This is a genomic window from Arthrobacter sp. GCM10027362 (genome assembly GCF_042679445.1).
Lineage (GTDB): Bacteria > Actinomycetota > Actinomycetes > Actinomycetales > Micrococcaceae > Crystallibacter.
Genome location: NZ_JBHTML010000024.1, coordinates 16,767 through 31,640 on the forward strand (window position 1 = coordinate 16,767; position 14,874 = coordinate 31,640).

At 68.7% G+C, this 14,874-nt stretch carries 15 protein-coding genes; 12 read left to right on the forward strand and 3 right to left on the reverse strand.

Features of this window, described 5'->3' with window-relative positions:
• The first annotated feature begins 45 nt into the window (after positions 1-45).
• The 3 genes from ACFQ36_RS06245 (at position 46) to ACFQ36_RS06255 (ending at position 2,242) form a co-directional block, all read left to right on the forward strand.
• The gene (locus ACFQ36_RS06245) at positions 46-219 is read left to right on the forward strand and encodes a DUF1810 family protein (protein ID WP_377011709.1); all 174 of its coding nucleotides are present in this window, start codon (positions 46-48) and stop codon (positions 217-219) included.
• 153 nt (positions 220-372) lie between these two features.
• A complete protein-coding gene (locus tag ACFQ36_RS06250; protein ID WP_377011711.1) occupies positions 373-1,566 on the forward strand; it encodes a glutamate--cysteine ligase in 1,194 nt (397 codons plus the stop codon).
• Positions 1,567-1,639: 73 nt separating this feature from the next.
• Positions 1,640-2,242 carry a TetR/AcrR family transcriptional regulator gene (locus ACFQ36_RS06255; RefSeq protein WP_377011713.1) on the forward strand — a complete coding sequence of 201 codons (603 nt, stop codon included), beginning with the start codon at positions 1,640-1,642 and terminating at the stop codon, positions 2,240-2,242.
• A 123-nt stretch (positions 2,243-2,365) separates the two neighbouring features.
• Here ACFQ36_RS06255 and ACFQ36_RS06260 read toward each other — a convergent pair whose 3' ends face one another.
• Together ACFQ36_RS06260 and ACFQ36_RS06265 are read right to left on the reverse strand one after the other, a co-directional pair.
• Positions 2,366-3,139 carry an SDR family NAD(P)-dependent oxidoreductase gene (locus ACFQ36_RS06260; RefSeq protein WP_377011715.1) on the reverse strand — a complete coding sequence of 258 codons (774 nt, stop codon included), beginning with the start codon at positions 3,137-3,139 and terminating at the stop codon, positions 2,366-2,368.
• 42 nt (positions 3,140-3,181) lie between these two features.
• Positions 3,182-4,009 carry a sugar phosphate isomerase/epimerase family protein gene (locus ACFQ36_RS06265; protein ID WP_377011717.1) on the reverse strand — a complete coding sequence of 276 codons (828 nt, stop codon included), beginning with the start codon at positions 4,007-4,009 and terminating at the stop codon, positions 3,182-3,184.
• Positions 4,010-4,205: 196 nt separating this feature from the next.
• Here ACFQ36_RS06265 and ACFQ36_RS06270 point away from each other — a divergent pair, with 196 nt between their 5' ends.
• The 7 genes from ACFQ36_RS06270 (at position 4,206) to ACFQ36_RS06300 (ending at position 11,132) form a co-directional block, all read left to right on the forward strand.
• Positions 4,206-5,543, forward strand: a complete 1,338-nt coding sequence (locus ACFQ36_RS06270) for an MFS transporter (protein WP_377011719.1) — start codon at positions 4,206-4,208, stop codon at positions 5,541-5,543.
• Between the two features lie 116 nt (positions 5,544-5,659).
• Positions 5,660-6,466 (forward strand): transketolase, encoded by an 807-nt coding sequence (locus ACFQ36_RS06275; protein WP_377011737.1) that lies wholly within the window; start codon positions 5,660-5,662, stop codon positions 6,464-6,466.
• Positions 6,466-7,455, forward strand: coding sequence for a transketolase family protein (locus ACFQ36_RS06280; RefSeq protein WP_377011721.1), 990 nt, complete (start codon positions 6,466-6,468; stop codon positions 7,453-7,455). Before ACFQ36_RS06275 ends, ACFQ36_RS06280 begins: the two co-directional genes overlap by 1 nt.
• Before the next feature lie 113 nt (positions 7,456-7,568).
• On the forward strand, positions 7,569-8,228 hold the full coding sequence (locus ACFQ36_RS06285) for a GntR family transcriptional regulator (RefSeq protein ID WP_377011723.1): 660 nt from the start codon (positions 7,569-7,571) through the stop codon (positions 8,226-8,228).
• Positions 8,229-8,484: 256 nt separating this feature from the next.
• Positions 8,485-9,738: an Nramp family divalent metal transporter gene (locus ACFQ36_RS06290; RefSeq protein WP_377011725.1), complete on the forward strand. Its 1,254-nt coding sequence runs from the start codon at positions 8,485-8,487 to the stop codon at positions 9,736-9,738.
• 328 nt (positions 9,739-10,066) lie between these two features.
• Entirely contained in the window at positions 10,067-10,351 is a 285-nt protein-coding gene (locus ACFQ36_RS06295) for a DUF427 domain-containing protein (RefSeq protein ID WP_377011727.1), read from the forward strand.
• Complete coding sequence (locus tag ACFQ36_RS06300) at positions 10,341-11,132, forward strand: biotin/lipoate A/B protein ligase family protein (protein WP_377011729.1); 792 nt, start codon at positions 10,341-10,343, stop codon at positions 11,130-11,132. Before ACFQ36_RS06295 ends, ACFQ36_RS06300 begins: the two co-directional genes overlap by 11 nt.
• A 30-nt stretch (positions 11,133-11,162) precedes the next feature.
• Here the strand turns inward: ACFQ36_RS06300 and ACFQ36_RS06305 are convergent, their stop codons facing one another.
• Positions 11,163-12,338, reverse strand: a complete 1,176-nt coding sequence (locus ACFQ36_RS06305) for a helix-turn-helix domain-containing protein (protein WP_377011731.1) — start codon at positions 12,336-12,338, stop codon at positions 11,163-11,165.
• Positions 12,339-12,505: 167 nt separating this feature from the next.
• On the opposite strand from ACFQ36_RS06305, the gene ACFQ36_RS06310 reads away from it, so the two are divergent.
• Positions 12,506-13,828, forward strand: coding sequence for an MFS transporter (locus tag ACFQ36_RS06310; RefSeq protein ID WP_377011733.1), 1,323 nt, complete (start codon positions 12,506-12,508; stop codon positions 13,826-13,828).
• 65 nt (positions 13,829-13,893) lie between these two features.
• The coding region (locus ACFQ36_RS06315) for a thiamine pyrophosphate-binding protein (RefSeq protein ID WP_377011735.1) at positions 13,894-14,874 on the forward strand (981 nt) is incomplete at its 3' end.

Consider the following 14,874-nt stretch of genomic DNA (forward strand, 5'->3'; position numbering starts at 1 on the left):
TGCCCGATCGGGACCGTTCCGGGCATCATTCCCGCGGGAGCGCCTGTGGCGGGCCCCTGCAACCTCGAACGCTTCGTCGCCGCCCGGGACAGCGAAGGCACCCACGGCCATGCCCCGGCGGAACTGCGCAACCGACGCAGGGCAAGCCACTGGATGTGGTTCGTCTTCCCCCAAATCGCCGGCCTGGGCCGAAGCCCAATGTCCGTCCAGTACCGTTGACAGCCTGCCGGGTGCGCCGTGTGTTTGGGTGAAATGTTTCCGCCGGAGGCTTTGCCCGGTGCACCGCTGTCCTGACAGGGCCACAACCGTTGCTGTACCCTCGGAGGACAGGGTTGAGTAGCTTCCTTGAACTTTAGACTTGTGGGAAACGCAATGAATGACTTCCCCGACCCGGCTGCCTGCCCCCGCCCGGAATCCCGTACCTTCGGTGTCGAAGAGGAATTCCTGCTCGTGGACGAGGACACGGCCAAGCCTGTCGCTGTCGCCGAATCATCGCTGGCCCGGACGTCTGCGCGCTGCGGGACGTCCGATCCCAGCCTCACCTTGGAAGTGAAGCAGGAACAGCTCGAAGCTGTCAGCCCCGTGTGTTCGACCTTCGACGAGCTGGCCGCCGCCGTACGCAGGGGCCGGTTCCGCGCGGATGAGGCCGCCCGGTCCATGGGGGCCAGGGCGGTGGCGCTGGCCACGAGCATCAACAGGCATGCCACCCACACCGTTCCGGCCCGGCGATACCTGGATATGGGCGAAAGGTTCGGACTGACGCTGAAGGAGCAGCTGACCTGCGGCCTGCACATCCACGTTGCGGTGGCCTCGCCCGAAGAAGGCGTGGCGGTGCTGGACCGGATCCGGACCTGGCTGCCGGTGCTGCTGGCCCTCAGTGCCAACTCGCCCTACTGGCAGGGCACGGACAGCGGTTATGAAAGCTTCCGGTACCAGGCGTGGAACCGCTGGCCCACCGCGGGTCCGTGCGAACTCTTCGGCTCTGCGGCGGCCTACCGACGCCACATTGAATCCATGCTCGCCACCGGGGTGCTGCTCGACGAGGGCATGATGTATTTCGACGCGCGGCTGTCCAGCCGCCACCCAACGGTGGAGGTGCGGATTGCCGATGTTTGCCTCGAGGCGTCTCACACCGTGGCCATCGCCGCACTGGTGCGGGCGCTGGTGGAGACCGCCGCCGGCCAGTGGCGGGCCGGAATGCCCGCCCCGCAGGTTTCCGCCGCGAACCTTCGGCTGGCCGGATGGCAGGCCAGCAGGTACGGAGTCGGGGGTGAGCTTGTGCACCCGCTGCGGCAGAAGCCGTGCAGTGCAGCAGAAGCCGTCGGGGCCCTGCTGGACCACGTCCGGCCGGCGCTCCGCCCGTCGGGGGATGAAGTCCGGGTGGGAGCGGAACTGGCGCACATCCTCGCCGACGGCACCGGGTCCCGCCGGCAGCGGAAGGTGATGAGGCACACCGGCAGCCGGAAGGCCGTGGTGGCGGACGCCATCGAACGGACCCACCTGGCCGCCCCGCCGCCGGCGGAGATGCGGACGGACGTGCCCCCGCTCGCCGCCGTGCCGGACTAGCCGGACCGAAACCGGCCGGACGGACTGCGCCCAATAATGCCAGGCTGCGCCCGGAAGTCTACGATTGGTTGCCATGATCACGTCCACTGAAACCCCTGAACGCCTTGATACCCACACCAGGATCCTGGTGACCGCCTACGACCTGTTTTCCCACCGTGGAATCCGCGATGTCGGTGTCGACGAACTGATCCGCGAATCCGGTGTGGCGAAGGCGACGTTCTACCGCCATTTCGCGTCCAAGGACGAGCTGGCCCTGGCCTTCCTGCGACGGCGCGACGAGCTGTGGATGATGGGTTCGGTGGTCCCGGAAGCCAAGCGCCGGGCGCGGGAGCCGGAGGAACAGCTTCTGGCCATCTTCGATGTCTATGACGAATGGTTCCAGCACGATGATTTCGAGGCGTGCTCCTTCGTCAAGGTCCTGCTCGAGATGGGCGCGGACCACCCGCTGGGCAAGGCGAGCATCGAGTACCTGGGGAAAATCCGCCAGCACGTCCGGATCCTCGCCGACGAAGCCGGCCTCAGCGACTCCGAGTCCTTCGCCCGCTCGTGGCACATCCTGATGAAGGGCTCCATCATTTCCGCTGCCGAGGGCGACCTGCTGGCCGCCCGCCGGGCACGGAAGATGGCAGGCTGGCTGATCGCGGACCACCGGCCGCACACACGGCAGGACAGTTGAGGCTTTTGTCCGTGGTCCGCGCCCGCAGGAATCGGCTGCGGTTCGCCTCCGCTCCGCCCTGGCTTGCCGCACCTGGTCCGCCCGGGACCGGCGGACCAGGTGCGGCAAGACCTCGCAGAGTCCCTAGTGCATGTGGCTGCCGCCGTTGATGTCGAGGGTGGTGCCGGTCAGGTAGGAGGCATCCTCGCCGGAAAGGAAGGTGATGGCGGCGGCCACTTCCTCGGTGCTGGCGGTGCGGCCGACCGGGATATCGGCGGCGATGGCCGCTTCCAGCTGCGGGGTGGAGCCGACGCGGATGTTGGTATCCACGGCGCCCGGGGCGACCGCGTTGACGGTCACGCCGCTGTCCCCGAGTTCGCGGGCCAGGGCCTTGGTCAGGCCCAGGATTGCCGCCTTGGCCGCGGAGTAGGGGACCTTGCCGAAGACCCCGCCGCCGCGCTGGGCCGAGACGGAGGACATGTTCACGATGCGGCCCCACCTGTTCTCGAGCATGCCGGGCAGGAAGGCGCGGGTGACCAGGTAGGTTCCGGTGGCGTTGACCGCCATGACCTTGTTCCACAGCTCCAGGGTGGTTTCCAGGAACGGGACCGGCGAGGTGATGCCGGCGATGTTGGCCAGGGCCCCGACGGCGGGGAGGTTGCCGGCGGCCACCTCGGCGTCGACGGCGTCCCGGGCCGCGGCGACCGACGCCTCGTCGGTGACGTCGATCTGGCAGCCGAAGGTCGGGATATCGAACTCGTTGCCGATTTCCGCGGCAACCTTGGCGGACTTCTCGCCGTCGAGGTCCAGGACGGCGACGGCCCAGCCTTCCCGGGCATAGCGGCGGGCGGTGGCCAGGCCGATGCCGCGCTCGGAGGTGGCGCCGGTGATCACGGCAGTGCGCTGGATGGTGGTCATGTTGCTCCTTGATTCCTTAATTGGTAGGTCGGCCTGTGTGGATCAGATCAGGTTGGAGATGTAGGCCGCGGCCCGTGCCGCGGCGGCGGGCCGCTCGGCATCCGTAACGTCGTGGGTTTCCAGTTCCAGCGAGAAGCTGCCGGTATAACCCTGGTCGGCCAATGCCTTCAGGCCGCCGGCGAAATCGGCTTGGCCGTTGCCAATGCTGAGGTTGATATTGCCGGGCACCGCATCCCGCAGGTGGACATGGGTGATCCGGGGGTGGAATTGGTTGATGAACTGCTTTGGGTCCCCGCCCGAGGCGACGATATGGCTGAAATCCATCACCACGCCCACGCCGGTCCCGGACAGCCGGTCGGCCAGGTCCCGGGCGAGGCCCATGTTCCAGCAGAACCGGTGGAAGTGCAGGGATTCGGTCCATAGACCGACTCCGGCCCCTGCGGCCTTGGCCGCTGCCGCTGCCAGTTCGTCGGCGACCAGGTCCAGGTCCTGCTCCCGGGAACGGTACGGCTCGTGGCTGACCGCTCCGCAGGGCAGTACCAGGGCCTGGGCGCCGGTCTGTCCGGCCAGGGACAGCAGCATGTCGAGGTGCCGTGCACGGTCGCCGTGTTCCCGCGGATCCAGCGGCCGGTTCAGGTCGCCGACGTCACCATTGATGGAGCGGACCCGGAGGCCGGAGTCCTGCACCGTGCGGGCGACTGCGGAGACGGCCTTGTCGTCGAGGTGGTACGGCACGTGGTCGCAGACTCCGGGCAGGGCGCCCAGGTCCAGTTCGGTAAAGCCGAGGCCGGCCATGGTGGCCAGTGCGGCAGGGAGGGCCTGCCTCCGGAAGCTGATGGAGGAACAACCCAAACGGGGGTGGAACGTCATTGCCGGTTCCTTGGAAGGTCGAAGATGTGACGTCCACCACGGTAGACGCGTTGACTGTCGACAGTCAACTGTTAAAAAACTTCGCTGTCGACTGTTGACAGTGGGAGTGGCGGGTCTCACACTGGTTGATATCACCTGTTGACTGTCAACAATGCCGGACCGCCTCCGGGCCGGCATCGTTCGGAAAGGTAATCCCATGAGCAATGAAGCTCTCGCCATGCGCGGGCCGGTACATGGCACCAAGGACGCCAAGCGTGTTGCCGTTGGGTCTGCTGTTGGCGCCGTCATCGAGACCTACGACTTCATCGGCTTCGGTACCGCGGCCGCACTGTACTTCGGCACCGCCTTCTTCCCGGGCGGGGACCCGGTCACCGGAACCTTGGCGGCCTTCGCCACCCTCGGGGTCGGTTTTGCCGCCCGCCCGCTTGGCGGGATCCTCGGTGGGCATCTGGGGGACAAGGTCGGCCGCAAACCCGTCCTCGTGGCCTCGCTGATCCTGATGGGCCTGGCCACCTTCCTCATCGGCCTCCTGCCCACCTACGCGCAGGTTGGGGTGCTCGCGCCCGTGCTGTTGGTCGCCGTCCGCGTCATCCAGGGCCTGGCCTTCGGTGCCGAATGGGGCGGAGCGATCCTGATGAGCTATGAGCACGCGCCCTGGAAGCAGAAGGGCAAGTACACCGGGATCGTGCAGGCCGGTTTCCCGGTAGGCCTGCTGCTGGCCAACCTGGTCTTCCTCTTCAGCGTGCAGCTGGGCAATGAATGGGCCTGGCGGGTGCCGTTCCTGGCCAGCATCGTCCTCGTCGCGGTCGGCCTGATCATCCGCTCCAAGGTGCCCGAATCCCCGGTCTTCGAGGATGTGAAGCAGCACGGAGACATCGTCAAGGCCCCCATCGTGCAGGTGGTCAGGGATGACTGGCGCAACATCGTCCGCGGCATCGGGCTGCGCATCGCCGAGACCGCCGGCTATGCCGTGTCGATCACGTACATGATTTCCTACCTGCACAACTCCGAACTGGCCGACAAGACCCAGACCCTGACCGCCCTGTGCATCGCCTCGGCAATCGGCATCTTCGCCACCGCCGCCTGGGGCCGCCTGACCGACAGGATCGGCCGGCGTCCGGTCTACGTGGCTTCCACAGCCTTCGCCGTCCTCTTCGGGGTCCCCATGTTCCTGCTGGTCAATACCGGGCTGTTCCTGTTCATCATCGCGACCATCGTCATCTCCTACGCCGTCTGCCAGAACTCGCTGGCCGGGGCCCAGGGCGCCTGGTTCCCAGAGCTCTTCCAGGCCAAGACCCGGGCCTCCGGCGCCTCGCTGGCCTACCAGATCTCGGCCATGGTCTCGGGTTTCACCCCCTTCATCACCACCCTGCTCTTCGTCGCCTTCGGCTGGATGGGGCCGGCCCTCCTGTTCAGCGCCTACGGCGCCATCGGTCTCTGGGCCGCCCTGGCGACCCGCGAAACGTGGGGCCGCCGCGAGCGCCGGCTGGCCGATGAAGCCGCGGCCGCCAATCCCGCCGGCATCCCGGCCTGAGCGCCACACTTTCCACCCACCAAGACGTAAAGGAACCCACGTTGACACTGACCACGCAGACCCGGCCGCTTGGCACCGCCGCACGCCGCCGCCACATCGAAGCCGCCGCCTACCGGATGCGCCACCACGTCCTAGACATGGGCGAAGCGCAGGGGCAGGGCTATGTCGGCCAGGCGCTGGGCGCCGCAGACATCTTCGCCACGGTCTACGCCGACCAGCTGCGCTTTAGGCCCTCGGATCCGGACTGGGAGGGCCGGGACAGGTTCCTGCTCTCCACCGGCCACTACGCCATCGGCCACTATGCCGCCCTGGCCGAAGCCGGGATCGTGCCTCTGGAGGAGCTGGCCAGCTACGGCTCGGACGATTCGAGGCTGCCGATGTCCGGGATGTCCACGTACACGCCCGGCATGGAGATCTCCGGCGGTTCGCTGGGGCACGGGCTGACTATCGCCGTCGGCACCGCGCTGGGCCTGAGGCACCAGGGCTGCGGGACACGGGTGTTCAACTTCCTCTCCGACGGCGAGCTGGACGAGGGCTCCACCTGGGAGGCGGCGATGGGCGCGCACCACCACCGGCTCGGCAACCTGACGGCCATGGTTGACATCAACGCACTGCAGGCGGACGGCAAGACGGACACGGTGCTGCGGATCGAACCGGTGGCGGACAAGTGGGCCGCGTGCGGCTGGTTCGTCCAGCGGGTGGACGGCAACGACGTGGCCGCCCTGCTGGACGCCTTCGAGGCGGCCGCGGCGCAGGCCGCACCGGAGGGAAGCCCGTCGGTCATCCTGTGCGACACCCGGATTGGCAAGGGTGTGCCGCTGCTGGAGACCCGGGAAAAGGCGCACTTCATGCGCATCGAAGAACACGAATGGCAGCTGTGCCGCGAGGAGCTGGCCGCCGGATACCAGGGAGAAGGCAAGTAATGAACACCTCCACCAAACCCAAGCTCAAGACCTCCGCGATGATCGCTTCCTTCGCGGATCCGGGCCAGAAGACCGCCCCCGCCCCGTTCGGTCACGCCCTGGTGAAGGCCGCGGCCGAGAACGGGAAGATCGTGGGCCTGACCGCGGACCTGGGCAAATACACCGACATGCACATCTTCGCCCAGGCGTATCCGGAGCGGTTCTTCCAGATGGGAATGGCCGAACAGCTGCTCTTCGGGGCCGCCGCCGGGATGGCCCAGACCGGGCTGGTGCCCTTTGCCTCCACCTACTCGGTCTTCGCCGCCCGGCGGGCGTACGACTTCCTCTGCCTGGACATTGCCGAGCCGAACCTGAACGTCAACATCGTCGGCGGCCTGCCCGGCCTGACCACCGGGTACGGCCCCAGCCACCAGGCCACCGAGGACATGGCCATCTTCCGCGGCATGCCCAACCTGACCATCGTGGATCCGTGCGACTCCGTGGACATCGAGCAGGCGGTCCCGCAGCTGGCCGCCAGCGACGGCCCCACCTACCTGCGCCTGCTGCGCGGCAACGTACCCACCGTCCTGGACGAATACGGCTACACCTTCGAACTCGGCAAGGCCAAGGTGCTGCGCGGCGGGGCCGATGTGGTGTTCGTGTCCAGCGGGCTGATGACCATGCGGGCCCTGCAGGCGGCGAAGGACCTCGCCGCCCACCACGTGGACGTTTCCGTCGTCCATACCCCGACCATCAAGCCGTTCGACGCCGCCACCGTCCTGGCCGAGGTGGATACCGACCGGCTGGTGGTGACCCTCGAGAACCATACCGTCGTCGGCGGCCTCTTCGAAACCGTTGCTTCCGCCGCCGTCCGGGCCGGCATCGGCAAGCGCATCATCCCCGTTGCCCTGCCGGACGAGTTCCTGCACGCGGGTGCCCTGCCGACGCTGCACGAGCGCTACGGCCTCTCGGTGGAACGGATCATGCAGACCGTTCTGGCTGCGCTGTGATTCCGGGCATTGTGCCCCTGGATTCCGCAGCCGCGGCGGTGGCCGTAAGATCGACTGTTAACAAAGCACCTGTCAACAGTCGCACCGTCCGCCCACCAAGGATGCTGAAAACGATGGCCGCAGAATCGATGTCCCTGCTGGGGCTGGAAAAAACCAGCCTCCGCCAACAGGCCCTGGCCGCCCTGCGCCGTGCCATTACCAGCGGGGAACTGCCGCCGGGCACGCACCTGGTGGAAACCGAGTTGTCCGAGATGCTGCAGATCAGCCGCGGGACGCTGCGCGAAGCGATGCGCCAGCTGCAGCAGGAAGGCCTGATCGCCGCCGGGGCCCGCGGGAGGCTGTCGGTCCGGCACCTGGACAATAAGGAGATCCGGGACATCTTTGCCGTCCGGGCGGCCCTGGAGTCCCTGGCGGCCCGCGAACTGTGTTCCCGCGAGGACCGGGCGGGGGCCATTGCCGCCCTGCGCGCAGCCATAGAGAAGATGGAGCGGGCAGCGGCGGACGGGCTGGAGGACCGGATTGAGTCGGACCTGGACTTCCACCGCACCTTGTGCCGGCTGACCGGGAACGAAACGCTGCTTCATTCGTGGGAGTCGCTCGAAGGCAGCATCCGCATGTCCATCATGTTCGCGGGCCTGGAACGGGCGGTGCAGAACATGAGCGTGCAGCGGCACAGCGAGATTGTCGACGCCATCGCCTCTGGTGATGCGGGCCGGGTCAGCGAGACCATCAAGGAGCACATGGACGGCGCCGCGGCGGTGCTGGTGGCCTGACAGCGCCGTTCAGCCGCCGGGCCTGCCGGCCAGGCATTCGCCCATCAAAGGCACCGACTGCCGCTCTTCGGGGGACAAGCCCGGTTTCGGATTGGCTACTGCCTAAACCGGCCGAAGCCGCGAGGCCTTCGAATTCATCCGCGGTCCCGCTGGGGCCGGGGCGGCATTGAGGAGATCCTGCCACCGGCATTTCGGAAGTCCTAAGCTTGAAGGGTGTGAGGCTGCCGTCTCACCGATCCGGGCAAAGGGACACCCGATGACAACCAGGCCTGCGAAGAGCGTCACCGTCGCGGCCGGCCGACGGCGGGTGCTGGCGCGGCTGCTGCTGCTGGGCCCGGCGTTCGTGGCCGCCATTGCATATGTCGACCCCGGCAATGTGGCCGCAAACCTGACGGCGGGAGCGCGGCACGGCTACCTGCTGGTCTGGGTGCTGGTGCTGGCCAACGCCGTGGCCGTGCTGGTGCAGTACCAGTCGGCCAAGCTGGGCCTGGCCACCGGGATGAGCCTGCCGGAGATCATGGGCAGGCGGCTGCGGACCCCGGCCCGGCGGGCCTACTGGCTCCAGGCCGAGGTGGTGGCCGGTGCCACCGACATGGCCGAAGTCATTGGCGGCGCCGTGGCACTGAATCTGCTCTTCGGCCTGCCCCTGCTGGCGGGTGGGGCCATCGTGGGCGTGGCGTCCATGCTCCTGCTGGCCGTGCAGTCGCGGCGGGGCCAGCGGGCGTTCGAGAACGCCGTCGTCGCCCTGCTGGCGGTGATCGCGGTGGGCTTCATGGCCGGGCTGTTCGTGAATCCCCCGGACGCCGGCGGCGCCCTGTCCGGATTGCTGCCGCGCTTCGAGGACTCCGGTACCGTGTTGCTGGCGGCGAGCATGCTCGGGGCGACGGTGATGCCGCACGCGATCTACCTGCATTCGGCACTGGCCCGCGACCGCCACGGTTTCGAGCCGGACCCGGACCGGCGGATCAGGCTGATCCGGGCTACGCGCCTGGACGTTGTCGGGGCGCTTATGGTGGCGGGGGCCGTGAACATCGCAATGCTGCTGCTGGCTGCTTCCAGCCTGCGCGGCACGGAGGGGACGGACACCATCTCCGGTGCCCACGCCGCCATTACCGCGGCCCTTGGCCCTGCGGTGGGGGTCGTCTTCGCCATCGGGCTGCTGGCCTCGGGGCTGGCCTCCACCTCGGTAGGCTGCTACGCCGGCGCCACGATCATGGGCGGGCTGCTGCGGGTACAGATTCCGCTGTTGACCCGGCGGGTCCTGACCATGGTTCCGGCGCTGCTGGTCCTGGGTGCGGGGATCGAGCCGACCTGGGCCTTGGTGCTCAGCCAGCTGCTGCTCAGCTTCGGCATCCCGTTCGCCCTCATTCCGCTGATCCGGCTGACCGGCAGCCGCGAGGTCATGGGCGTCCACGCCGATTCGCTGCCGCTGCGGGTCGCAGCCCGGGCCAGCGCCTGCCTGATCGTGGGGCTGAACGTCCTGCTGATCGTGCTGACCGTCTGGTCCTGACCCCGCCGCGCCCCGCGGACAGCGTCCAGGACTGGCGGCAGCCCACGTACAAGGTGGCCGGCGGCAATCCCGTACGGCTCCTCGGGGGATCACGCCCAGGCCATGCTTTTCCCAGGGTTTACCCGGTACCCATGATCCAGCCCCGGGCCAGGTACGCCAGCCCGGACAAGGCCATGAGCAGCCCCGCACCGGCTTGTCCGCCGCCGGCGCCGGTTCTTCAAGGCTCCTCCCGGCGGGTACCGGCGAAGGCAGGTCGCCGCCGTCGGACGGCCCGGCACGGGGAGCCTAAAATACAGAGGTGGAACACGCATCTTCCGAAGGGAGCAGCATGGTCAGGGCGATCTGGAACGGCGCCGTCGTCGCCGAGTCCGACGACACTGTGATCGTGGAGGGCAACCATTACTTTCCGCGCAGCGCAGTGGAGGAACGTTACCTGGTGCCCAGCAGCCACGAAACCTTCTGCGGCTGGAAAGGCACCGCGTCCTACTACACCCTCGAGGTCGGCGGCGAGCGCAACCCGGATGCCCTCTGGTACTACGCGGACCCGGCACCGGCGGCAGAAGCAGTCCGCGGCCGGGTGGCATTCCGGTACGGAGTCACCGTTGAGCCCTGAGGCGCAGGCCGCCCGCGCCCCGCAGCCGGCGACCGCGGCCGGGCCGCTGCTTTGGACCCGGCAGCCGGAGTCGTTCGGGGCGGCAGGGGACCTGGGCTACGGGCTGGAAATGCTCGCGGCCGCCAAGCAGGGCCGGCTGCAGCGCACCGTGCGGTTGTACCGTCCGGCGCCCACGGTGGCGTTCGGCCAGCGGGATGCCAACCTGCCCGGCTTTGCCCAGGCCGCGCAGCGCTGCCGGGAGCTGGGGTTCGAGCCGCTGGTGCGCAAGGCCGGCGGCCGGGCCGCCGCCTACCACGAAGGCTGCCTGGTGCTGGACCACGTCGAGTCGCACCAGGACGCGATCATGGGCGCCAAGTCCCGGTTCTCGCTGTTCGGGGAGCTGTTGGCGGACGCGCTGCGCCAGGCTGGACTGATCGCCGCGGTCGGCGAGATCCCGGGGGAGTACTGCCCCGGGGAATTCAGTGTCCACGGTGTCCACCCGGCCGACCCCGAGCACAAGGTCAAGCTCGTCGGCACCGCGCAGCGCGTGGTCTCCGGCGCCTGGCTGTTTTCCTCCGTCATCGTGGTGCAGGACTCCGCGCCGCTGCGCCAGGTGCTGACCGAAAGCTACGCCGCGCTGGGGCTGGAATGGGATCCGGCGACGGCCGGAGCCGCGGACGACCTGCTGCCCTCGCTGGATATCGACGCCGTGGCGGCCGCGGTGCGCCGCGTGTACGGGGACTATGCGCAGCTGCAGGACCGGCCCATGGCGGCGCTGCTGGACCAGGTGCCGGCGGCCTGAAATCCGGCGCAGGCGGACCGGCTGCGCCGGTCAGCTCCAGGCGACCACCAGGCGCGCGGCCTGGGCGGGAATCGTAGGGTCGATCCCGGTCAGCTCGGAAAACCGCCGCAGTCGGTTCATGAGCGTATTGCGGTGGCAGAACAGGCGGGCCGCGGATTCGGCAATGCTGCCGGTCGCCAGGTAGGTCTGCACGGATTCCTGCAGGCGCTCCCGCTCCACGGGTCCGCAGCCGGCAAGGGCCGCATCGACTTCCGGCGCGATCGGCAGGCCTGCCGCGGTCAGGCGCAGGCGGGCGATGCGCGGCCAGGCCCGCCCGAGCGTCAGTGCTCCGCCGTCGGCCGGTTCCACGAGCTGGGCGAGATCGCAGGCGATCCGGGTCGCTTCCCACAGCCCGTCGAGCCCGTCCACGCGCTCGATGAGGCCGCAGCGGAGCCGGCTGATCCGGTCGGCGGCCTCATGCAGGGGCGAGCCGGGGCGTCCATCCAGCGTCCAAAAGGCTACGAGCGCGTCCGCCAGCGGGTGGGTGAAGACTTCCGCCCCCCGGCGGGCGGCCTGGGCGACGACGACGCGCAGCGCCGCCGCGTCGTCGGCCGCGGCGACGGCCACGCCGAGCGGAGCCTTCCGGTCCAGGCCGAGTTCGCCCGAGATACGCTCGACCAACTCGGGTGCAGGTGCCGCCGGGCCAAAAATGCTCGCGACATAGCCCTGCCGTACGGAGGATTCTTCCTGGGCCATGCGCTGGCGCTCGGCCATGTACGTGACCTGGGTCTGGGCCGCGTAGGAGTCCACCACCTGCCACACGGTTTCCGCCCGGCGTACGAGCAGCGCCGCATCCTCCGGGGCCGCTGAAGCCATCAGCTCGCTCCAAAGTACGGTGAAATCCAGGCGGATCGCCGTCATCAGCGACTCCACCGGGATCCCCGCCCGGGCCCGCGAAACACCAACGTCCAGGGCAATGTTCTGTCGCTCGGCGAGCAGCCGGCTGCTGTCGATGCCCGGGCGCAGGCTTTCGATGAGTGCTTCGAAGGAGGCGGCCCCGGTGCGGCGGATTTCGCTGGCCGGCAGCGCTCCGTCCCGGTAGTCCTCGAGCTGCAGCACGCGGTCGATGAAGGCGTCCGTCAGCACCTCCACCGACAGCCGGTCCAGCAGCTCGTTCCAGCGGGCGGCAGTGCCGTGGCTAAATTCCTGTTTCTGATGTGCTTCCATGGGGTCGGAACTCTCGGTTATTGTGCTTTTGCCCATCCTAGCCGCTGAATCCCGCGACGATCCGTGATTGGGCGGCCGATGCCGCGCTGGCATGCTGATGTCTACTCACTCAAAGCCGCGGCGGGTGTCCACCGCCGGCCGGCTACAGCACCGAACGTGGAGGCATCATGACGCAGGCCCTGAACCTCGAGGCCGGGGCAACCCGGTCCATAACCGACAAGGAGGCCATGAAGGTCTCCATCGGAGCCCTCATCGGCACCGCCATGGAGTGGTATGACTTCTTCCTCTTCAGCGCCGCCGCCGCACTGGTGTTCAACGTCCAGTACTTCGCCAATGAAAACGCCACCGCCGCGGCGCTGGCCTCCTTTGCGACCTTCGGCGTGGGCCTGGTGGCCCGTCCGCTGGGCGGCATGTTCTTCGGTGCCATGGGGGACAGGATCGGCCGGCGCAGGACCCTGATGGTCACCATCGTGGGCATCGGCGTGGTTACCGGGCTCATCGGCCTGCTGCCCACCTATGCCGCCATCGGCATCGCGGCCCCGGTGCTGCTCGTGCTGCTGCGCGTGGCCCAGGGCCTGTTCGTGGGCGGCGAGTGGTCCGGCGCAATGACGATCGTCGTCGAGAATGCCCCGCTCGAGCGCCGCGCCCGCTACGCCGCGCTGCCGCAGATCGGCTCGCCGATTGGCACCATCCTCTCCTCCGGCGGATTCTTCCTCATGACGCTCTTCTTCTCCCAGGAGAACTTCGACGGGTTCGGCTGGCGCATCCCCTTCCTGGCCGCCATCCCGATGCTGCTGATCGCCCTGTATATCCGCAGCCGGCTCGATGAGTCCCCGGTCTTCACGGAGCTGATGGAACATGACCAGGTGGAGAAGGCCCCGATCCGCACCACCTTGGCGGAGTCCTGGAAGCAGATCATCATCGGGATGGCCGCCGCCCTGCTCGGCGTCGGCGGTTTTTACCTGGTCACCGCGTTCGTGGTCTGGTACGGCGTGAACGTCCTCGGGTACTCTTCCCGGCTGATGCTGCTGGGAGGAATGGTCGCTGCGGTCGTGGAGATCCCGGTACTGATTCTCGGCGGCCGCCTGGGCGAACGCTTCGGCAGCAGCCGCGTCATCCTCTACGGCGGCCTGGCCTCCGCCATCGCCACTGTTCCGTCCTTCCTGCTGATCAGCAGCGGCAACAACGTGCTGGTGGTACTCGGCATGACGCTGGCCGTGGCAACGCTGTCCTTCCCCTACGCCGCTTCGGGCACCGTGCTCACCGGCCTCTTCCCCGCCCGTACCCGGTACACCGGCGTCGGCTTCGCACAAAACACCGCCGGCATGCTCTCCGGATTTGTCCCGCTGCTGGCCACCGGGCTGGTCGCCTCCGCCGGAAACCACTGGTGGCCGGCCGCCGCGATGCTGGTATTCCTCAGCGTGTTCACCGCCGTTGCCGGGGCGATCGCCCCGCGGCTGAGCGTGAACCTGCCCGGCTTCAAGCACTAACCGACAGCAGCCGCATCCGGCACCGCCACCCAGTCCAGCATCGAAACGAAGGAAACAGCAAGCCCATGCCCCGCACCGCCGGCCACCTGATTGTCCGCCAGCTTGAGCAGCACAACGTCCGCCGCGTCTATTCCGTCCCCGGGGAGAGCTTCCTCGACGTCCTCGACGGGCTCTACGACTCACCCATCGAAACGGTGGTCGCCCGCCACGAGGGCGGAGCGGGGTTCATGGCCCTGGCCGAGGCACGGCTCACCGGCATGCCGGGGATAGCCATGGTGACCCGCGGACCGGGTGCGGCCAATGCGATGATCGCCGTCCACACGGCGTGGCAGGACGCCACCCCGCTGGTGCTTTTCGTCGGCCTGATTCCGGTGGCCGACCGGGAGCGGGACGCATTCCAGGAGTTCAGCCTCTCCGGCTGGTTCTCCACGACGGCCAAGCGGGTAATGGTGCTCGAGGACGAGGCCCGGGCAGCCGACATGGTCGCCGAAGCGATGCGGCTGGCCTCCTCCGGCCGGCCCGGACCCGTGGTTGTCGGCCTGCCCGAGGACGTCCTCGTGCGTGCCACCGGCGCCCGGCCGGTGCCGCCGCGTGCACTGCCGGATGCGGTGCCTTCCCCGGCCGCCATGGAAGAACTTGCCGGCCGCCTGGCCGCAGCCGCGCGGCCTCTGCTGGTGGTGGGCGGAGATGGCTGGACCCAGGAGGCCGGACTGGCTCTGGCGGAGTGGGCGGAGCGTGCGCAGGTGCCGGTGGCCGCTGACTGGCGGGCGTACGACGCCGTTCCGCACGCCTCCGGCGCGTGGGCCGGATGGCTCGGTTACGGCCGCGCGGACACCCTCGCCGCGCGGCTGGACCAGGCGGATCTGCTGGTCTTTGTCGGCTGCGGACGCTCGGATGTGCTCAGCGACGGGTATACCCGCGGACTGGACGCGGCCACCGTCGTCGTACTCGCCGGCCCGGAAGCCACCGCGCACGCCGGCGGCATCGACCAGCACATTCTCGCCGGCCCGGCTGCCTTCGCCGCGGCCTTGCCGGACAGCGGGCAG

Bases quoted from the DNA above. Each gene is read 5' to 3' on its own strand.
- ACFQ36_RS06295 (WP_377011727.1), top strand. From the start codon at position 10,067: ATGGTCAGGGCGATCTGGAACGGCGCCGTCGTCGCCGAGTCCGACGAC.
- ACFQ36_RS06290 (WP_377011725.1), top strand. From the start codon at position 8,485: ATGACAACCAGGCCTGCGAAGAGCGTCACCGTCGCGGCCGGCCGACGG.
- ACFQ36_RS06310 (WP_377011733.1), top strand. From the start codon at position 12,506: ATGACGCAGGCCCTGAACCTCGAGGCCGGGGCAACCCGGTCCATAACC.
- ACFQ36_RS06285 (WP_377011723.1), top strand. From the start codon at position 7,569: ATGGCCGCAGAATCGATGTCCCTGCTGGGGCTGGAAAAAACCAGCCTC.
- ACFQ36_RS06305 (WP_377011731.1), bottom strand. From the start codon at position 12,338: ATGGAAGCACATCAGAAACAGGAATTTAGCCACGGCACTGCCGCCCGC.
- ACFQ36_RS06275 (WP_377011737.1), top strand. From the start codon at position 5,660: ATGCGCCACCACGTCCTAGACATGGGCGAAGCGCAGGGGCAGGGCTAT.
- ACFQ36_RS06265 (WP_377011717.1), bottom strand. From the start codon at position 4,009: ATGACGTTCCACCCCCGTTTGGGTTGTTCCTCCATCAGCTTCCGGAGG.
- ACFQ36_RS06270 (WP_377011719.1), top strand. From the start codon at position 4,206: ATGAGCAATGAAGCTCTCGCCATGCGCGGGCCGGTACATGGCACCAAG.
- ACFQ36_RS06280 (WP_377011721.1), top strand. From the start codon at position 6,466: ATGAACACCTCCACCAAACCCAAGCTCAAGACCTCCGCGATGATCGCT.
- ACFQ36_RS06255 (WP_377011713.1), top strand. From the start codon at position 1,640: ATGATCACGTCCACTGAAACCCCTGAACGCCTTGATACCCACACCAGG.
- ACFQ36_RS06260 (WP_377011715.1), bottom strand. From the start codon at position 3,139: ATGACCACCATCCAGCGCACTGCCGTGATCACCGGCGCCACCTCCGAG.
- ACFQ36_RS06250 (WP_377011711.1), top strand. From the start codon at position 373: ATGAATGACTTCCCCGACCCGGCTGCCTGCCCCCGCCCGGAATCCCGT.